Below are 18,717 nucleotides of genomic sequence, written 5' to 3' on the forward strand. Positions count from 1 at the left end.
GGTGCGGACCGCGCAAGCCGGAGCCGTCTTCCCCGGCGGCGTTACTCGCCCATGAACTGCTTGTAGGCTTCCGCCATATCCAGAAACGCCTGCTTGATGTCCGGCTGGTTGTTGATCCGTTCCACGTAAGCCCGGTATTCATCCATCGTGATTTGGCCGACGATCGCCTTGGTGATCATGGCGGTGTGCTCATCGCTGTACTTCGGCCAGGTATCCCGCCAGGCTTGGGACGTGATGACGCGGTAGTGGTCAATTTTGCCGATTTCGTCGTAATTTTCGACTTCCTTGATTTTGGCGTCGTTGTAGGCTTTGTCGCCCGCGGCGCTTGTAACCTTGCCCCACTTGGCGTATGCCAGCACGCCCGCGCCCTTGCTCGTCGTATTGACTTCCTTCACGCCCTGGTCGGTCAGCACCTTTTGTCCTTCGACTTCGTTGTGATGTACGCCCTCAATGCCGTAGTAGGCAAAGTCGGTCATTTCCTGGGACGCGGTCATGTCGAAGTATTTCAGGATTTGCTTCACTTTGGCTTCCGGCACTTTCTTGGAGATGTAGAAGCCTCCCGCCACACCGGTTTCCAGGCCGACGCCCCAATCGCCGTTCGGTCCTTTGAGGGTCACGTTCAGGATTTTGGCGTCCGGCTGGCCGGATTTTTTCATTGCCTGCTCCCATTCGTAATCCCACCAGATCGGACGTCCGTAGGAAGCGGCGCGGTTTGTTTTGAACAGCTCCTCCGCCTGGCTTTCCTTCATAACCGCATACTCCTGGGACATCAGGCCGTCGGCGTACATCCCCCGAAGCCATTCCACAAGGGAGGTGTACTGCGGCGTCAGGCCCGGGCTGATCAAGCCGCCCTCGTCATTGTAAGTCGGGTTGTAGGCGCCGAAGGCCGCTTGCAGGCCGGCGGGCGGGCTGTTGATGTACAGAAGCCCGATGGTGTCGCGCTGGCCGTTGCCGTCCATGTCGCTGTCCACCATTGTTTTCAGCGCTTCCTTATATTGATCCAGCGTTTCCGGCACCGGAATGTTCAGCTTTTCCAGCCAGTCCTGGCGGATCTTCAGGCCGCCGTCGATCCGGGAGCGGGAGCGCGGCACCGCATAGATTTTGCCCTCCACGGACAAATATTTCAGCGCGTCGGGCGCCAGATTCGCTTTCAGGTTCGGGTATTCGCTCAGATCGCCCAGGAAAGGCGTAAGGTCCCAAAACGCCCCGTTCTGGATGGCCGTAATCAGCGTCGGCCGGATCTGGTTCTGGTAGGCGACCACTTCCGGCATATCGCCGCCGGCAAGCAGAAGGTCCAGCTTGGTGTCCAGGTCGCCCGAGGGCACCCATTCAATGTCGAGCTTGGTGTTGGTCCGCTTCTCCCACTCGGTCCAGTACGTGTTGTTCATGTCGGGAATTTCGTTGTACAGCCCCGCAAACATTTTGATCTCAAGCGGCTTGCCGTCCTCCGCCGGAGCGCCGCCCCCCGTGCTCGTATCCGCCGCCGAATCGGAGCCTCCTCCGCCGCAGCCCGCGAGCAGGGTGACCGCCATCACCAGCGACATGCCGACCGACCAGCCTCTTTTCCAGTTGCTCATCTGTTTCGTCCTCCCTTTTGGTTGTCTCTTGCGGTTTGAGTGCTTGTCCTGCGCCTTCAGCTTACGAAAGCGCATTCAGGCAGAACAGGGACAGATTATGCGCTTGCCGTCCGGGTGCAAGAAACGTCCGGTTTTCGGATAGCGCTTTCACAAGTCGCGCGGCGGCCCTTCCTTCGCCTGCAAAAAACGTCCGGAACGCCTGCCCGGCCTCCGCGCGTCCCTCAGCCTTTTACGGAACCGAGCATGACGCCTTTGGCAAAGTGCTTTTGCAGGAACGGATAGACCAGCAGGATGGGCAGCATCGCCAGCACGATCGAGGCCATGCGGATCGTTTCCTGCGGAACGACGGCTTCGTCGCTCGCCCCCGCCTGCGCCACGGCGACGGAGTTGGAATCGATGACCAGCGTTTTGATGAGCAGCTGCAGGGTCCATTTTTCCGAATCGGACAAATAGATCAGGGCGTTGAAGTACGCGTTCCAGTGTCCGACGGCGAAGAATAAGGTAAAGGTGGCGATGGCCGGCATGGACAGCGGGATGATGATCCGCGTGAACACGCCGAGGTCGGTGCAGCCGTCGATTTTTGCGGAATCCTCCAGCTCGGACGGCAGGGATTCCATAAAGCTTTTGATCACGATCAGGCTCCACGCGTTTGTGAGCGACGGCCAGATCATCGACCAGTAGGAGTTAATAAGGTCAAGCTCTTTGACCAGCAGGTAATTGGGCACGATCCCCGCGCTGAAAACCAGGGTGAAAACCACGAAGCTCATGATCCATTTTTGGCCGGGCATCGTCTTTTTGGTCAAGGCGTACGCCATCATAAACGAAACCACCACGTTCAGGATGGTGCCGACGACCGTTATGAACACCGTGCTTTTCAAAGCGTTCAGGAAGCTGTTGGTCGACAGAATGTACCGGTACGCTTCCAGCGAGAATTGTTCCGGAAGCAGATAAAATTTAAGCGGCACGTACACCTCCGGGTCGGTAAACGACACGCTGAAGACGTACAGGAAAGGAAACAGGCAGGCCAGCGAAAACAAGGCGATCAGGCTGTAGTTGATCCAGTCGAACACCGTCAGCCGTTTCCTGTGCACCACAAAGCTCATGAGTATGCCTCCTCTATCCTAACACATCCGTTTTGGCGGACGGCAGTCAATATATCCCTTCGTGGCCAAGCTTGCGGACGATTTTGTTCGACGTGACGATCAGCGCGAGCCCGATCAAGCCTTTGAACAAGCCCACCGCTACCCCGACGCTGACTTTTCCCTGAAGGATGCCGTACGTGTACGAGTAGGTATCGAACACTTCGCCTACGGAGCGCACGAGCGGGTTCATCATCAGCAGGATCTGCTCAAAGCCGGTATCCGCGAAATTGCCGAGCCGCAAAATTAGAAGAATGATGATCGTCGGCCGGATCGCCGGAAGGGTGATGTGCCAGATTTGCCGGAAGCGCCCGGCGCCGTCCACGACGGCGGCCTCGTAGCGCTGCGGGTCCACCCCCGCCATCGCCGCCAGGAAAATAATCGTGCCCCAGCCGGCTTCCTTCCACATGCTCTGGGCGGTCAGAAGGCCCCAGAAGTAGTTCGGCTCGGAAAGGAACGAGATCCGGTCGCCGCCCGCGTTTGCGATCAGCTTGTTGATGACCCCCACGTCCGTGGACAGCAGGAAGAAGGTCAAGCTCGCGACCACAACCCAGGACAGAAAGTGCGGCATGTAGACGATTGACTGGTTGATGCGCTTGAAGCTTTCGTGCCGGATTTCGTTCAGCATGAGCGCGAGAAGAATCGGAAGCGGAAAATGAAAAATAAGTCCGATCAGGTTGATCGCCAGCGTATTCCGCAGCATGGTGTAAAAGTTGGGGTCTGCAAAAAGCTGCGCAAAATGCTTGAAGCCCACCCATTCGCTGTTGAAAAAGCCGAGGTACGGGTTAAAATCCTTGAACGCCATCAGCAGGCCCCAAAGCGGCACCACCTTGAACAGCAAAAAGTAGAGCAGCCCGGGCAGCAGCAGCAGGTAGATGGCCCAGTGCTGCTTCATCCGGGCCCACAGGCCTCCGGAGCGGCGCAGGGCGGCGGGGCGGTCCGCCGCGAGTTCCATCTTCATTTCGGTTGTCCTCCTTCCCGTTTGCCGGGGGCGTCGCATTCCACGACATACGCTTCATACTGGCGCAGTACCGGCACGGCCAGGGCTAGCCCTTGCTCTGCCGGCTTCCACCAGGCGTCTTTGCCGGTCCGCACGGAGTAGATCCGGCAGGGCCGTTTTTTGAGCCGGAGCGTGATTTCGAGGTCGTAGACAGGCAGCGGCTCCCGGTAGGTCGATCCGTTAAAGCCCGACAGGTTGAGCAGCTGAATCAGGATACGGCCGCCCGGCAGACGGTGGACGAACAGCTCCACCGAAGCGGGGGCGTTCGTTGCGGCCGACGGCCCTTCCGGCAGCAGCTGCTCCAGCACGTCGGTCACCGCCAGGCGATGATCCTCAAAGCCGTGCCGGTAATACTGCGCACCCGGGTTCCACGGGTAGTACGCGCCTCGTCCTTTGCCCCGGCGCACAATGCCGAGCCCGTACCGGCGGCCGGGACGATGGCCGTAGGCCCGCTCCGGCGGCCCGAAGGAGGACGGCTCGATGTAAGGCAGCAGGAGCGCGTCCGCATCGGCCGGATCGAACGCGACATGCGCGACCCCGCCGGCGGCGGTGATCCAGTCCCGGTCCGGCAGACCGGGAAACCGCGCGCGGTCCGAGACATCGAAGTAAGCGGCAAAGCGGTCGTCGGCCTCCCCTTCGGAGAAGGCGCCGAACAGACGGCCGAGCGCTTCCGGGTCGTCCAGCAGAGCGCAGCCGGTGGCGGCTACCCCCGTCCCGTTTTCCTGCAGCTGCGCGAGCAGCTCCGTCTGCTCCCGGTTAAGCCGCGGAATGCCGGGCAGCAGGACGACGCCTGCGCTTTCGAGCGTCTTCCGCATCGCCGTCATTTGCTCTTCGAGCACCACGGCGAACAGCAGATGCGCTTCCTTCAGCATTTTGTACACGCCGAAATATTCGTGGGCGGCTCCCGGCGCGCGCGGCTTGATCAGCACCAGATCGGGCACCGTTTCCAGGTCTCCGTAAAGCTTTTCATGCTCGGCGTGGAACCGGAAAATGTCCTTGGCCGAAGCGAAATTGGCCCGGTCCGGATATCCCTCGAAGGTGCCGATGATGCAGAAGTCGAGGCCGGAGCCGCTGGCGATGCTTTGGTAGAGCCGAATGTCGTTCTCGTGCCGGGAAACGCCGGTGAACCGGTAGGTCAGGTCGATCGCGTTGATGCTGCAGTTGCTGACCAGCTTGCCGGCAAAGCTGTCTTCGATGGAGGCGACATTTTCGGACGCCGAGTAAAGCCACAGCGGAAGCGGCCGGGTCAGAGACGTGTTCGACTCCTTGCGGACGATGTCCACCTTGTGCGGGTGATACGTGCTGATCGCCACATCCGGGTGCTTCGCCTTCACGGAATCGTGAATCCGCTCGAGGATTTCGCGGGACGTGACCTCCTGAAATTCCCGGTACCGGGCATGAAGCGGGTGGTCAGGTCCGTCGTAGGCGGTCAGGTCTTCGCCGTACATGTCCCGGAAACGGCGCTTGCAGCTTTCGCAATAGCAGGGGCCGTAATAGTTGCCGCTGTAATCCCAATGCTGGTACCCGAACATGTTGAAGAAAATGCCGTCCACCGGATACCGGTCCAGCACCTCATGGATGGACGCCAGCGATTTGTGCTGCTGGTACGCTCCGTTCAGGCAGGTGTGGACAATGCCGTTGTAGTTGACTTCCTTTCCCTCCCGCGTCCGGTAAAACCATTCCGGATGCGCCGCGAAAAGCGATTCGTGCGCTTTGCTGAAATCGAACCGGGCGATGAACCGCATGCCATTCCGGTGCGCCTTCTCCACCGCCTCGCCCAGCAAGTCCTTCTTCAAATAAGGCGTCACGTATTGATGCTCCAGCCGGGAGGGGTAAAAGGCGAAAATGCCGCCCGCATTCATCATCAGCACATTCGTGTGAAACGCTTTCAATTCTTCCATCAGCCGATCGACGTCCATCGCCGCGTCCGTTTCCCGGAGATTGGTTTGAATCAAGCGAAGCTTGTTGGCCTGCCACCAGCTCACGTGCCCCGTCCTCCTTTGTCGTCCGATGTAGGTTGGCGAAGCGGAGAGAAGCCGTCGACGCATGTTGTAACCGCTTCCGGCACGATCTGCCGGTCCTCTCCGCAAGGTCAGAATAAACCCGCCGGAGCAGGCGGACCAGAGACATTTTTTGCGGCGGAGCGGCCGGAAAATTCTGTCCGGTTTTCCCGGGGGCGCCGGGCGGGGGGCCGGCGTGGAGGCCGCGCTGGACACTACGCGCCACGGCGCAGGTGCCGGGCGGTACTGGCGGCGCTGGGCTTGGACGCTGAAGCCAGATGGTATACGTGCACCGGCACGGGGGCGGGCTCCGGGCTTGCGGTACGTGCACCTGCGCGGAGGCGGGCGCTGGGCAGTGCTGCGCATAGCGCAGACACCGGGCTTGCCGGTATGTGCCACGGCGCGGGTGCAGGACCAGGCGGGGCTGCGCATGGTGCAGGCACTGGGCGGAGCACCGCACGGCGTGGACGCGGCGAACGGGGCCCCCGCATACCCAGTCTGGCGTATCCCCCGCGTCCCGACGGACTCCGGCATTTCCGTCCGCTATACGCCTCCGGCATTAGCGTTAACCTGCCGCATGCAGCCTGCGGGAACATTCCATCAAGATAAAAAACCGGCCGCACCGTTTCCTTTCGGAACGGCGCGGCCGGTTTGGCCCGGACGAGGCGCAGGACAAAAAATGTCCGGTTCTTTTTGACAGCTTCAAAGGTTCAAAAGCGCCGAAAATGACTACCGTATCTAACAGAAGTAAGTGGAATGTGCGGCGAATGATCGCTTACCGCAACCAATCCCTGCGGAAATGGACGGCTAACGGTTGCCACGGCGCTTATTTGCCCGAAAAAGAGGTTTTGGAAACTGTAACGGTTGCCACAGCGCTTATCTTTGTAATTTTGCCTGTTCTAGCCCGTTTTTTTCGAAATAAGCCCCGTGGCAACCGTTAGAATTTTCGGAGTGCCTTTTTTGCGGGAATAAGCCCTGTGGCAACCGTTACAGTAGAATAAGGGGTTAAAACGGAGAAGGCGCGAGTCGTCTGCAAAAAATCAGCTGGATTCAGCTGCAAATGGTACGGAGTGAAGGAGCATGGGCGGCTCAGACGACTCGCAGAAACCTGGCTTCCCTCCAATGACTATGCCATCGCCTTTTCCAATGAAAAGAAGACCCGGCTGAATGTGATGCAAAAGAAAGCACTCCCTCTGCCAGGTATTTTGATGAGTCGGCCTTGGCTTCGGGATGAGGATGTTCTCCCAATTTTGCCCGCGACATCAAGAGCTCGGACTCCATAATTGCGAATGGTTTTATACGCCGCATGATGCGGCTCTCAAAGAGAGGCGAACCAGCATAGTTTTCGCTGTCCGGGTTCTATCCCATTCTCTTCCCTGTTCCCTTCATTTACCCGATCGAGCGGTTTTTTTCGGAGTGCGACTCATTGTGGTAGACCTCAAAGCGCGGTGTGGCATTGCCCTCCAAAGCCCTTCCCGGCTTGTCGCCCTCACCGGTTACCGCGCTAAAATCTCCGCCGATGTCCGCGTGGGTATGTGTACCAGTGGCCGCGCCCATGTTCGCATCGGTGGTCGCGCCCATGCTCGCCCCGGCAGCCGTACCAGTGGCCGCGCCCATGTTCGCATCGGTGGTCGCGCCCATGCTCGCCCCGGCAGCCGTACCAGTGGCCGCGCCCATGTTCGCATCGGTGGCCGCGCCCATGCTCGCCCCGGCAGCCGTACCAGTGGCCGCGCCCATGTTTGCATTGGTGGCCGCGCCCTTGCCCGTGTCGGCGGATTCCTCCTGCTTCTCCTCGGTCAGCATCCAAACCCGCCCCGGCCTCTCGGCTTCCTCCGGACGGAACATAGCGGGCACCGGCGGTTTGAAGCGCTCGCTGCGCAGAAAAACCGACAGCCCGTAAACCGCGGCAATCGCCAGCGGATACAGCGCCGCCCGCCCGACAAACGGAAACATGCCGAGCGTAGCGGCAAATGAAAGCCAGCTGAACCAAACACCGAGACGGCTTCCTTTCAGCAGCTTGATTCCCGCCGCGCAGCCGCCCAGGTACGTCAGCATGAACGTTGCGTTCGGCAGCTGAATCAGGCCGGCCAGCGAAACCGCGCCGCTTGCATACAGAAGCAGGACGGCGGCAAAACAGACGGCCAAGAGAACGAGGCCTCCTGTCGGTGTCGCGTAGCGCGGGGACAAGACGCCGAGAAAACGCGGCGCTTCTTTCTTCAGCGCGAGCGAATAGGCAAGCCGCGTGGTTGCGCCGACATAGGCAATAATCGTCGCCGTGCAGATAAACACGGCCGTTAGCCCGGCAGCCAGGCCGCCCCAGGGGCCGAGCATGCCGGCGATGACGCGGACGAGCGAAGCGTCGCCGCTGCCCGCCCCGTAGCTGTGCGTGCCTACGGTCGCCAACGCAGTCAGAAAATACAGCAGGCCGACGATTAGCGCCGCGATTGTCACGCCTTTTACCGCCGCCCGGGCGGGATCGGCAAACTCCTCCGACAAATGCGAAACGGCTTCCCAGCCGATAAAACACCAGAACAGCAGCGCCCCGGCCTGCCCCACGCTCGCCCACCCCTCCGGCAGGAACGGGGTAAAATGCGCAGGCTCCATCTGCGGCAGCGCGCCCGCGATAGCAAGCAGAAGCACCCCGGCAATGGCAGCCACGACGGCAAGCTGCACGCGGCCGACCAGCTTCATGCCGTACCGGTTGGTGACGAGTCCCGCGCCGAGCATCAGAACGGCGATGGCGATCCGCGCCGGTTCGCCCCAGCCAAGCGCGGCGGTCAGATAGCCCGCCCCCGTCAGCGCGGCGATGGGACCGCCGATCGGAACGGACAGAAGGAAAAACCAGCCGGTCAGCGCCCCGGTCCGGGGCCCGAAAGCCGTGGACACGAAATGGGACACGCCTCCCGCATTGGGATATTTGGCCGACAACAGCCCCATTGTCAAAGCAAGCGGAAGCACGAGCAGCGTCATAAAGCCCCAGGCCAGCAGGGAGGCAGGTCCGGCGGTTTCCGCCGCCAGCCCCGGCACGATCAGCACGCCTGAGCCGAGCACCGCGCCGATATACAGGGCGACGGCTTGGGGCAAGCCGATGGTTTTCCGGAGACCGGCCGATTGGGTAGCGTTCATTTGGTTTCCCTGCCCTTCTTGTATTTTCCCAAAGCTTAGCAGATAATAAGTTCATCAGTAAAACGGAACTTTTCGATCATTTCCATCGATATTCCCGATATAGGAGGAGAAAAACGCATGGAATTGCGTCATCTGGCTACCTTTCTGGCGGTGGTGGAAGCCGGCGGCGTCACCCGCGCCGCTCAAAAGCTGGATTATGCCCAGTCCAGCGTCACCTCGCAAATTCAAGCGCTGGAGGCGGAGCTCGGCGCCCCGCTGTTCGACCGCATCGGCAAAAAGCTGCTGCTGACCGAGACAGGCCAGCGTTTGCTGCCCCACGCGCAGGAGATGGCCCGGGTTCATGAACGGGCCATGGAAGCCGTCCGCGAAGAGGCCAATATTTCCGGTACGCTGACCATCGGAGCCCCCGAGTCTTTGGCGACGTTCCGGGTACCCGGCATCATTCGCGAGTTCCGCGACCGCTTTCCGCAGGTCAAGCTGATTCTGCGTCCGGGCGCGTGCTGGGACATCCGTGAAATGACCCGGCTCGGCGAGCTGGACATCACCTTCATGCTGCAGCCGTTTACCGAATATGAAGACATGGAGCTCATCAACCTGATCGAAGAGCGCATGGCCCTGGTCGCCTCACCCCGGCATCCGCTGGCAAAACAGAAGGCGCTGCGCCCCGCCGACCTCAAAAACGAGGTAATCCTGCAAACCGAGCCGGGCTGCACGTACCGGGCGGTATTCGAGCAGTATTTGGCCAGCCACGGCATTTTTCCCGATTCGACGATGGAATTCTGGAGCATTGAAGCGATCAAGCAGTGCGTCATGGCGGATTTGGGCATCGCCCTTCTGCCTTGGGTAACGGTGCGGAACGAGATCGGGGAAGGCAAACTGACGCGGCTTGACTGGGACGACCGCCCTCAGCGGATGATGACGCAGATCGTTTACCACAAGAAAAAATGGCTTTCCCCCGCGCTGCGCGAGTTTTTGCAGATTACGGAGCAGCATGCCGCCAAATGGCGAATGGAAAACGAGGCTGAAGCGAAAGCATGCAAAGCGCTCGGCACCGGGACTTGAAGCAGAGCGATCCAACCGGAGACGCAGCAAAAGACGCGTTGCCCGCACCATCCGGTTCCCGTTTTAGCTGGGGATGCTCTTGCCCGCACATCCAGCTCCCGCATTAACCACGGATGCCCTTGACGCGCATTCCGCCTCCCGCTTAACCAAAGATGCTCTTGCCGCACATCCAGCTCCCGCTTAATCAAAGATGCTCTTGCCGCGCATTCCGCCTCCCGCGCTGTTGGGCTTGGGGTCGCTACCCGCCGCTTTTTGAACCCACGCCCTCTGCGTTTTATAACGCACAAAAGCCGTCTCCGGCCGGATAACTCCGGGCCGAAAACGGCTTTTTTTGCTGGCGCACATGCCGGCAAAGGCTTGCTCGCGCGCCTATAATGGAATTTTCGCTTACCGCTTGCCTGAATCGAACGGCTCCCCTGCCGCTTTCGGGGCCCGGGAAGATTTTGAGAACAGGATCAGCGCGAGTAGCGTCACCACATACGGGAAAATCTTGAGGATGATCGGCGGGAATACGTTCAGCGCCGGAACGGCCTGCGATACGTTCGCCACGGTGCTGGCAAAGCCGAAGAAGAAGGTGGCCGCCAAAACGCCAAGCGGTCTCCACTGGCCGAAAATCAGCGAGGCCAACGCGAGGAAGCCGAGACCGGCGACAGTGCCGGTAAACTCGCCCGCATAGGTAACGATAATAATCGCCCCGGCCAGACCGGAAAAGCCGCCGGAGATCAAAACGCCAATGTAGCGCATCTTCCGGACGCTGACGCCGGCCGCTTCGGCTGCGTGCGGATGCTCGCCGCAGGCGCGAAGACGAAGGCCGAACGAGGTTTTGTACAGCAGGAAGGTGCAGGCGGCCAGAATGATCAGCGCGAGCCATGTGGTCGGATACGTTTTGGTGAAGAAAAAGTCTCCGATAACCGGAATATCGGCAAGCCACGGAATGTTCTCCTGAGTAAAGCCGCGGGTAATTCGAATGTTCCCGCTGCCGGTGATATTCCGGGCCAGGAAGATCGTCAGCGCCCCGGCCACCATATTGATCGCGGTCCCGCTGATAACCTGGTTCGCGCTCAGGTTAATGCTCGCAAAGGCGTGAAGCAGCGAGAACAACGCCCCGCCGACAAAGCCGACGAGCAAGCCGATGCTGAGCGCCGCCCAGGTCGGCATGGTGTCCTGCAGCTTGAATACCGTGAAGGCGCCGGTAAACGCGCCGATGATCATCAAGCCCTCCAGCCCGATGTTGACGACGCCGCTTCGTTCGCTGAACAGTCCGCCAAGGGCCGCGATGAGGAGAGGGATCGTATAGGCGATGGCGTAAGGGAAAATCAACAGGATTGTATCCCACATCTCAAGCTTCTCCTCCCTTTTCCTTCGCGGTTTCTTCGGGCTTGCGCTCCGCACGGCGGCGCCGCACGAGCCAGCGGACCAGACGCTCGATCAGGATGCTGGTTGCCGCGAAATAAATGATGATAGCAATGATGGAGTCCGCAATCTCCGGCGGAATCTCCGTCATGGCGTTCATAAAACCTCGTCCGGAGTACAGCAGGCCGAAGAATATGGCCGCCAGCAGCACGCCGAAGGGCGAGTTCGCGCCGAGCAGCGCCACCGCGATGCCATCGTACCCCTGGGAGGGAAGAATCCCGATCTGGATATTGGACGCATTGCCGGCATATTGGGTAATGCCGCCCAAGCCGGCCAAACCGCCGGCGATGATCATCGAAAGCACGATTCCGCGGTTGACGGCGATCCCGGCATATTCCGCCGCATGGCGGTTGTAGCCGACGGCTTTCAGCTCATAGCCGAGCGTCGTTTTGTTGATGATAAACGCCACGATCAGAACGCCCGCCAGGGAGAGGATAATCCCCCAGTTGATGTACGAGCCGTCGAACAAATCGGACAAAAAGGTGGAGCGCAGGGTAGCCGCTTCCGGCAAAGGCTGCGATTCCGTCTCCAGGTATTGGCCCTTGAAGTAAGCCGGCACCGCATAATAAACCGTCCAGTAGCTGATCCAGTTCATCATGATGGAGGACACGACTTCGTGCACGTTGAATTTGGCTTTCAGAATACCGGGGATCGTCCCCCACAGGGCGCCGCCGACAAAGGCCGAAAGCACCATGGCGACAAGCACCAGAAGCCGGGGACCGTCAAAGTTCAGGCCGACCGCCGTGGCGCAAAGGCCGCCGATCAGCATTTGACCCGGTGCGCCGATGTTGAACAGACCGGTCCGGAAAGCAAACGCTACCGACAACCCGGTAAAAATAAGCGGGGTGGCCGTCGCCAGCGTGTCGCCGATGCGCTGGATGTTTTTCAAGCCCCCTTGGAACAAGTAAGAATACCCATCCATCGGGTTGTGGCCGGTCACCAGCATCAGGATCGCACCGGCAATCAGACCGAACAGAACGGCAAGCAGGGAAACCGCTGTGTTTTTCATGCCCCTACCTCCTTCTTCACGCCGGCCATCATCAGTCCGATTTCGTTTTCGTTGGTATCCTTCGCATTGACCACACCGATAAGTTCCCCATTATTGACAATGGCGATGCGGTCGGACAAATTCAGGATTTCGTCCAGCTCAAGCGAGATGAGCAGAACCGCTTTCCCGCTGTCCCTTTGCTCCACAAGGCGCTTGTGAATGTATTCAATCGACCCGACGTCAAGGCCCCGCGTCGGTTGCACGGCGATCAGCAGATCGGGGTTCAGCTCGATTTCGCGGCCGATAATCGCCTTCTGCTGGTTGCCGCCGGAAAGCGAACGCACCACGGAGGTCGCTCCCTGGCCGGAACGGACGTCAAAGCTCTTGATAATCCGGTTGGCGTACTCGCGAATCGCCGATTTGCGGAGCAGGCCGCGTTCGGCAAACGGCTTCCGGTTGTACACCTGCAGGACCATGTTTTCCTCCAGGGTATAGTCGAGGACAAGGCCCCGCTTCTGCCGGTCTTCTGGAATGTGCCCGATTCCGCTGCGGATGCGCTGGCGGATCGACGCGCCGGAGATTTCCTTGCCGCCGAACAAAATGCTGCCCGATTCAATTTTGCGCAGGCCGGTAATCGCTTCGACCAGCTCGGTCTGTCCGTTGCCTTCGACACCGGCAATCCCGACAATTTCGCCGGCGTGCACGTCGAGGGAAAAGGACTTCAACGCCAGCACCTTTTTGCCGCTTTTTACCGACAGGTTGTCCAGCTCCAGCACGGTCGGCCCCGGTGTGGCGGGCTTCTTGTCCACCCGGAACGAAACCTGACGGCCGACCATCATTTCGGCCATGAGGGCTTCGCTCGTATCGGCGACATCCACCGTTCCGATCGTTTTGCCGCGCCGGATGACCGTGCAGCGGTCCGCCAGCGCTTTGATTTCTTTCAATTTATGGGTGATCAGGATAATCGATTTTCCTTCGGCGATCAGGCTCTTCATGATCTTTCCGAGCTCCTGAATTTCCTGCGGGGTCAGGACTGCCGTCGGTTCGTCAAAAATAAGCACTTCGGCGTCGCGGTACAGCATCTTGAGGATTTCCACACGCTGCTGCATGCCGACCGATATATCTTCAATTTTGGCATAGGGGTCTACGTTCAGGCTGTACTGCTTGGACAGCTCTTCGATCCGGCGGGCGGCCGTCTTGACGTCCAGCACCACGCCGTACCGGTTCACTTCCTGGCCCAAAATGATGTTTTCGGTAACGGTAAAATTCTCAACCAGCTTGAAATGCTGGTGCACCATACCGATGCCCAGGTCGTTGGCGACGTTCGGGTTGGCGATTTTCATTTCCTTGCCGCGGATCTTGATCGTGCCGCGGTCCGGCTGGTACATGCCGAACAGGATGCTCATCAAGGTTGACTTGCCCGCCCCGTTCTCGCCGAGGAGGGCGTGAATTTCCCCTTTTTTCAGCGTCAGCGTAATGTTGTCGTTGGCGACGACACCGGGAAATTCTTTGCGGATGTTGTGCATCTCGACTACGTAGTCCATGCAACGACTCCCTTTTTTCGTTATGGTATCCTTTTCGACTTCAAGCCAAAAAAAAGACGGAGGAACCCGTCTTTTTTTTGGCTTCGGTCTGAATTACTTGATCAGGTCGCCTTTTTCGGCAGCAACCGTGATTTCGCCAGCCTTCAGCTTCTCGAAGGTTTCTTGGACCTTGGCAACCGTTTCTGCGCTCAGGTTCGGGTTTTCTTCCGGAATGCCAATGCCGTCGTTCTTCGCGTCAAACGTCAAGGTTTGTCCGCCCGGGAACGCGCCGTCCAGCTCCGCTTTGATCATGTCGTAAGCGGATTGGTCGATTTTCTTCATAGCGGAGGTCAGGATGACCGATTTTTCGCCTTCGTAGATGCCGTCCGCGTATTGGTCAACGTCAACCCCGATAACCCAGGCTTGGCCTGCGCGGTTTTTGGCTTCGTTGATCGCGCCAACGCCTACGCCGCCGGCTGCGGTGAAGATGACTTTTACGCCGCGGTCGTACATTTGGGCGGCCAGTTGTCCGCCAGCGGCGGAGTTGTCAAAGCTGCCTTGGTAAACGACGTTTTCCGGTTTGATGCTCAGCTTCGTGCCAAGGTTTTCGTTTGCGTATGCAACGCCTTGCTGGAAGCCCCAGTTGAACTTCTGAACGGCCGGGATTTCCATGCCGCCGATAAAGCCCGCTTCGCCTTCCTTCAGCTCGAGAGCGGCAGCGACGCCGGCGAGGAAGCCGGATTCATGCTCGGCGTAGAAAATCGCGACGGTGTTCTCGGCAACGGAGTATTTGCTGTCGCCGCTGTGAGGAGCGCCGTCGATGATAACGAATTTTGCGTCTTTGTATTTCTCTTGTGCTTTGAAGATCGCCGTTTCGAATTTGAAGCCCGGCGTTACGATAAACTTGAAGCCTGCATCGTACAGGTTGCCGATTTCCTTGGTGTAGTCGGCTTCCGTCGTACCGGTAGGTTTCAGGTACTTGTGTTCCAGACCGAATTCGGAGGTTGCCTTTTCAATGCCTTCCCAGGTGCCTTGGTTGAAGGATTTGTCGTCGATGGTGCCAGCATCCGTAACCATGCCCACTTTGAAGTCGGCGTTTCCGGCCGGTGCGCTTTCCGAAGGTTCCGTGGTTGCAGCCGCTCCGCCAGCCGTCGCCGACGGGGAAGGACTTGCGCTTTCCTTGGTGCCGCAAGCTGCCAGAAGACCCATCATCATCACGAAGATGGTTAATACAAGAAAGCCTTTTTTCATTCGTCATTGCCCCCGATATCCTGAATTATTGGGAAACCATTGGTTTGTCCAGTTCTAACTATAAGCAAAACAACCGCCAGTTTCAACTGATTTTCAGCCACTTTTCGCGTTTTTCCACCCTTTTTTGAAAGGTAAACGATTACATGAGGCGGAATTGCGATCATTCTCCTTTAATGTGTCCAAAACGTTCGAAAAACCCTCACGCTCCATGTGAGGAGGCAAGGGTTTTGATGGTCGGCGCTATCGCACAGTAAATGTAGTCGAGGAATTTCTTCTTAATAAACTTTGGCCCCTTGATAGTCGGACGCTTTCTTGGCGAAGGACGTTTTCAGGTTCCCTTGTTTATAGCCGGCGTCAACCGTGGTGTCGACAATGACCCACTTGCCGTTCAGGAGAACTTCGTTCCAGGCGTGGTATTCATCGACCAGCGAGGATTGGCCCATAACCAGCTTCGTCGGAACCCCGACGCTGCGGAGCATGGCCGCATACAGAGACGAGTAACCGTAGCAGATGGCCTTCTTGTCGGCCAATACTTTGTCGATGTCCGGAATGTAGCCGCCCTTGACCGTTTTGGCCAGCTCGTAGTCGTATTTGACATTCGCCACAATGTAATTGTAGATGGCTTTGGCCTTTTGCTCGTCCGTCTTCAGGTTCTTCGTCAGTTCCTTTGCTTTCTTGACGGCTTGCGTTGCGTTCTTCCAATCTACGTTTTGAACGGAATTGAGATAAACCGCCGAGCTGCTGCTCAGCGAAACCTTGACGGAGTCGCTGTAAAGGGTACGGTATTTGTTGCCCGAAACGTTCTCGAGAATCGAAACTTTGTACTCGCCGTTGCCGGATTGCAGCGGGAACGCTTGCTTGTCTTCGGCCGGCAGCAGATCGTACGTGTAGGTGCTCTTGTCTTTGGAGATCATCACTTTGGTTTTTACCGAAGCTTCGGCGTTATAGGTTACAGCAATGACGCCGCGGTGAAGATTGGACTTGTCCAGCCACGAGGCGCTGGAAGCCGCTTCAGCAGCGGGCGCATATGCGGAAAGACCGAGAGACAATACCATGGCAGAGAGAAACGGCAGGATGAATTTACGCATGGATAAAACCCCTTTTCGGTAGCTGGCTGCCACCCCCGGAGGGGACAGGCCCTGTAGCTTTGCGTCCCTGCCTTTCGGCAGGTTTGCCTTGTCGTGGTTAGCTTTATCCGATAAATGTGAAGCCGATGGAATGCAACAAAAAAAGCCTGTCCATTCGGTAGCTGGCTGCCACCCCCGGGGGGAAGGCCCTGTAGCTTTGCGTCCCTACCTTTCGATAGGTTTGCCATTTATCGTGTAAGCTTTTACTAGTACTAGTTTACCAGAAAATGAGAAAGAATCAAGGCTTTTCGTCAAATTTTTCAGAAACATTTGCTCCGGTTTTCGGAAGAATCGTAGTCCTCTCATGCTGCCTAAATTCTACGCGGCGCTGCTATTTGCGCTATTTACCGGAAAACAACGGAAGATGAAACGGCTCCAAATCTATTCCTTGAAAGAGGCTGATAGACGATCCGGCTAGCATAGCCGCCCGTTTAAGCATTTGCTACCGGACAGGCGGGCTATTAACTGGGCGGTAGTCGGCAAGCCTCTTTTCAACATATGCTTTACCCGAATAAAAACACGCCTGAAAATGCGGGAACGGCAGCCGTCGCCGCTCTTGACGGTAGCGATGGCTGAGACTCGTTCTCCCATACGCCTCCTTTTGAGCCGTCCGATGGCTATTTTAGCCCCGAGCTAATCTCCTTCCCGTAATTTTCACAGTATGTGATGTCTCGGAGGTGAGCTTGGAGGGCTAACGGTTGCCACAGAGGCTATTTGCTTCAAAAAAGGGGCTTTCAATTTGTAACGGTTGCCACAGGGCTTATTTTCGGTTTTTTGTTTGTTTTGGCCCGTGATTTTGCGAAATAGGCGCCGTGGCAACCGTTAGCCGTAAAAAAGGCCGATTTTTGCGCAAATAAGCGCTGTAGCAACCGTTAGCGCACGGCGGTGGAGCGGCACCGAACAGAAGGGCCCCATGGCCGTTTCATTTTCCTTCACGCTATCCCCGTTTACCTTCTCATATGCAAGCCTCCTAAGCGCCCGCTTTCCCCGGATTCTTTTCGGGGCAAGCGGTATTCCGGGAAACAGGAAAAACCACAAAAAAACCCGGATTCACCCGGGTTCAGTTCGTAATGGCTGATATGCACGTCATAGAAGGGGGGGGCGGATTGCAGACATGGGGCGAGGCAGGACCCCGCCTTTTTCAATGGCCGGCTTTTGGCATCATTCGAAATGTCCGTGTCATTCCCGCTCCGGAATCCGGCGTTAGCTGGAATGCCGCCTCTGCCCTCTTCCATTTTCAAGATACGAGTTTGGCGTGAACGATCAAGCGGTGCGTGGCGTTGACGACCGGATCACAGGTAATCAACGTCAGCAGGCGGTCGGTATGGTTGCGGTTGAGGACCGAGACGTCGTCCGGCTCCACGATCGATGTCTTGTAAACCTGGTAAACATAGGTTTGGCCGTTTGCGTCCACCCGAATTTCATCGCCTTCCCGCACCTCGTCCAGCCGGTTGAACAACCGTCCTTTTGTTCGCGCCCGATGAGCGGCTATGCCTGCGTTTCCGACCTCCCCAATCGGCGTCGTTTCGGAAAGATGAACGGCGGACCGCTCCATGTTCGCTTTTGTCGCTCCCTCCAGAATGGGAAGCTTGACGTCTATGCGGGGAATCGAAACAACACCGAGAAGCTCCGCCTTCCCCTGATCCTGCTGCGGTTCGGTCAATTGCTCTCCGGTGTCTTCACCTGCTCCTTCGTCCAGAAGGCGGGAGACATTCTGCAGCCCGTCCCTCAGCGCGGATTCGTCGGAAGGGGATACCGGGGCGTGGGAAGTGCTGGGATTTTGCGCCATCTCCTCGGCTGCTTTCAAAAGCCGGGCCTGTTCCCGGTCCGCGTTCCACTCGCTGATCCTGGGGTAAAGCATAACCGCAAGACCAATAGCGATCAGAATATAGGAACCTATGCGCAGCATCCGGCCTTTTCGCGGCATTGGCGTTTTCTCCTCCCAGGCTATGAAAAGGAGTAAAGAGGACGGCCCTCTTTACTCCCAAGTCATACCGTCTATTGTCTTTGTTGCCGTACCCTAATGATAAGGCCGGCGGCAATGATTAGCAAGCCCGCCGCGTAATAAGGGAAGCGGCTGGATTCACCCGTTTGCGGCAGCGTTCCGAGCGGAACATCCTCGTCCGGAATGACCGTCTCGTCGCCAGGCCCTGCGGGGTCATCAGGTCCCGACCCGGAATCCGTGGGAACCGGCGTCGGCTCCGGACTCTCGCCCGGCGTCGGACTCGGCACGGTCGGAGGACCGCCCGGTACCGGGTTCTCCGGAATTTCTACTCCGCCGTCACCCGGCGTCGGCGTCGGGTTCTCGCTCGGCGTCGGCGTCGGATTCTCGCTCGGCGTTGGCGTCGGGTTCTCGCTCGGCGTCGGCGTCGGGTTCTCGCTCGGCGTCGGTGTTACCGTCGGTGTCGGTGTTACCGTCGGTGTCGGTGTTACCGTCGGTGTCGGTGTTACCGTCGGTGTCGGTGTTACCGTCGGTGTCGGTGTTACCGTCGGTGTCGGTGTTACCGTCGG

General features: G+C 58.3%; 12 protein-coding genes, 1 pseudogene and 2 riboswitches. Of the genes and pseudogenes, 1 reads left to right on the top strand and 12 read right to left on the bottom strand.

All coding sequences use genetic code 11. The features are described 5' to 3' along the window. Positions 1–41 precede the first annotated feature (41 nt). The 5 genes and pseudogenes from AC6I6H_RS17520 to AC6I6H_RS17540 form a co-directional block, all read right to left on the bottom strand. Positions 42–1,577 (bottom strand): extracellular solute-binding protein, encoded by a 1,536-nt coding sequence (locus AC6I6H_RS17520; RefSeq protein WP_497955289.1) that lies wholly within the window; start codon positions 1,575–1,577, stop codon positions 42–44. Positions 1,578–1,798: 221 nt separating this feature from the next. Then, positions 1,799–2,680, bottom strand: coding sequence for a carbohydrate ABC transporter permease (locus AC6I6H_RS17525; RefSeq protein ID WP_497955290.1), 882 nt, complete (start codon positions 2,678–2,680; stop codon positions 1,799–1,801). A gap of 46 nt (positions 2,681–2,726) precedes the next feature. Next, a complete protein-coding gene (locus tag AC6I6H_RS17530) occupies positions 2,727–3,677 on the bottom strand; it encodes an ABC transporter permease (RefSeq protein WP_497955291.1) in 951 nt (316 codons plus the stop codon). After that, positions 3,674–5,701, bottom strand: coding sequence for a family 10 glycosylhydrolase (locus tag AC6I6H_RS17535; RefSeq protein WP_497955292.1), 2,028 nt, complete (start codon positions 5,699–5,701; stop codon positions 3,674–3,676). Before AC6I6H_RS17535 ends, AC6I6H_RS17530 begins: the two co-directional genes overlap by 4 nt. Before the next feature lie 1,839 nt (positions 5,702–7,540). Then, positions 7,541–8,842: pseudogene (locus AC6I6H_RS17540) on the bottom strand (APC family permease); the annotation flags it as partial. A 117-nt stretch (positions 8,843–8,959) separates the two neighbouring features. Between AC6I6H_RS17540 and AC6I6H_RS17545 the strand changes: the two are divergent. Then, on the top strand, positions 8,960–9,904 hold the full coding sequence (locus tag AC6I6H_RS17545) for a LysR family transcriptional regulator (protein ID WP_497955294.1): 945 nt from the start codon (positions 8,960–8,962) through the stop codon (positions 9,902–9,904). A 387-nt stretch (positions 9,905–10,291) separates the two neighbouring features. On the opposite strand, the gene AC6I6H_RS17550 is transcribed toward AC6I6H_RS17545, so the two are convergent. The 7 genes from AC6I6H_RS17550 to AC6I6H_RS17580 all read right to left on the bottom strand — a co-directional run. After that, complete coding sequence (locus tag AC6I6H_RS17550; protein ID WP_497955295.1) at positions 10,292–11,242, bottom strand: ABC transporter permease; 951 nt, start codon at positions 11,240–11,242, stop codon at positions 10,292–10,294. A 1-nt stretch (position 11,243) separates the two neighbouring features. Next, a complete protein-coding gene (locus AC6I6H_RS17555; protein ID WP_497955296.1) occupies positions 11,244–12,326 on the bottom strand; it encodes an ABC transporter permease in 1,083 nt (360 codons plus the stop codon). After that, on the bottom strand, positions 12,323–13,849 hold the full coding sequence (locus AC6I6H_RS17560; RefSeq protein WP_497955297.1) for an ABC transporter ATP-binding protein: 1,527 nt from the start codon (positions 13,847–13,849) through the stop codon (positions 12,323–12,325). Before AC6I6H_RS17560 ends, AC6I6H_RS17555 begins: the two co-directional genes overlap by 4 nt. A gap of 93 nt (positions 13,850–13,942) precedes the next feature. Next, positions 13,943–15,079 (bottom strand): BMP family lipoprotein, encoded by a 1,137-nt coding sequence (locus AC6I6H_RS17565; RefSeq protein ID WP_497955298.1) that lies wholly within the window; start codon positions 15,077–15,079, stop codon positions 13,943–13,945. Between the two features lie 275 nt (positions 15,080–15,354). Continuing rightward, positions 15,355–16,167 carry a transglutaminase domain-containing protein gene (locus tag AC6I6H_RS17570; protein ID WP_497955299.1) on the bottom strand — a complete coding sequence of 271 codons (813 nt, stop codon included), beginning with the start codon at positions 16,165–16,167 and terminating at the stop codon, positions 15,355–15,357. A gap of 14 nt (positions 16,168–16,181) precedes the next feature. Beyond that, a riboswitch (cyclic di-GMP riboswitch) is annotated at positions 16,182–16,265 on the bottom strand. A 55-nt stretch (positions 16,266–16,320) separates the two neighbouring features. Next, positions 16,321–16,402, bottom strand: a riboswitch (cyclic di-GMP riboswitch). Positions 16,403–17,443: 1,041 nt separating this feature from the next. Then, on the bottom strand, positions 17,444–18,133 hold the full coding sequence (locus tag AC6I6H_RS17575; protein WP_497955300.1) for a class D sortase: 690 nt from the start codon (positions 18,131–18,133) through the stop codon (positions 17,444–17,446). Between the two features lie 71 nt (positions 18,134–18,204). Further along, positions 18,205–18,717 (bottom strand): LPXTG cell wall anchor domain-containing protein (locus AC6I6H_RS17580; RefSeq protein ID WP_497955301.1); only part of this gene is annotated, 513 nt, incomplete at its 5' end.

It is taken from the genome of Gorillibacterium sp. sgz306347, assembly GCF_059735245.1.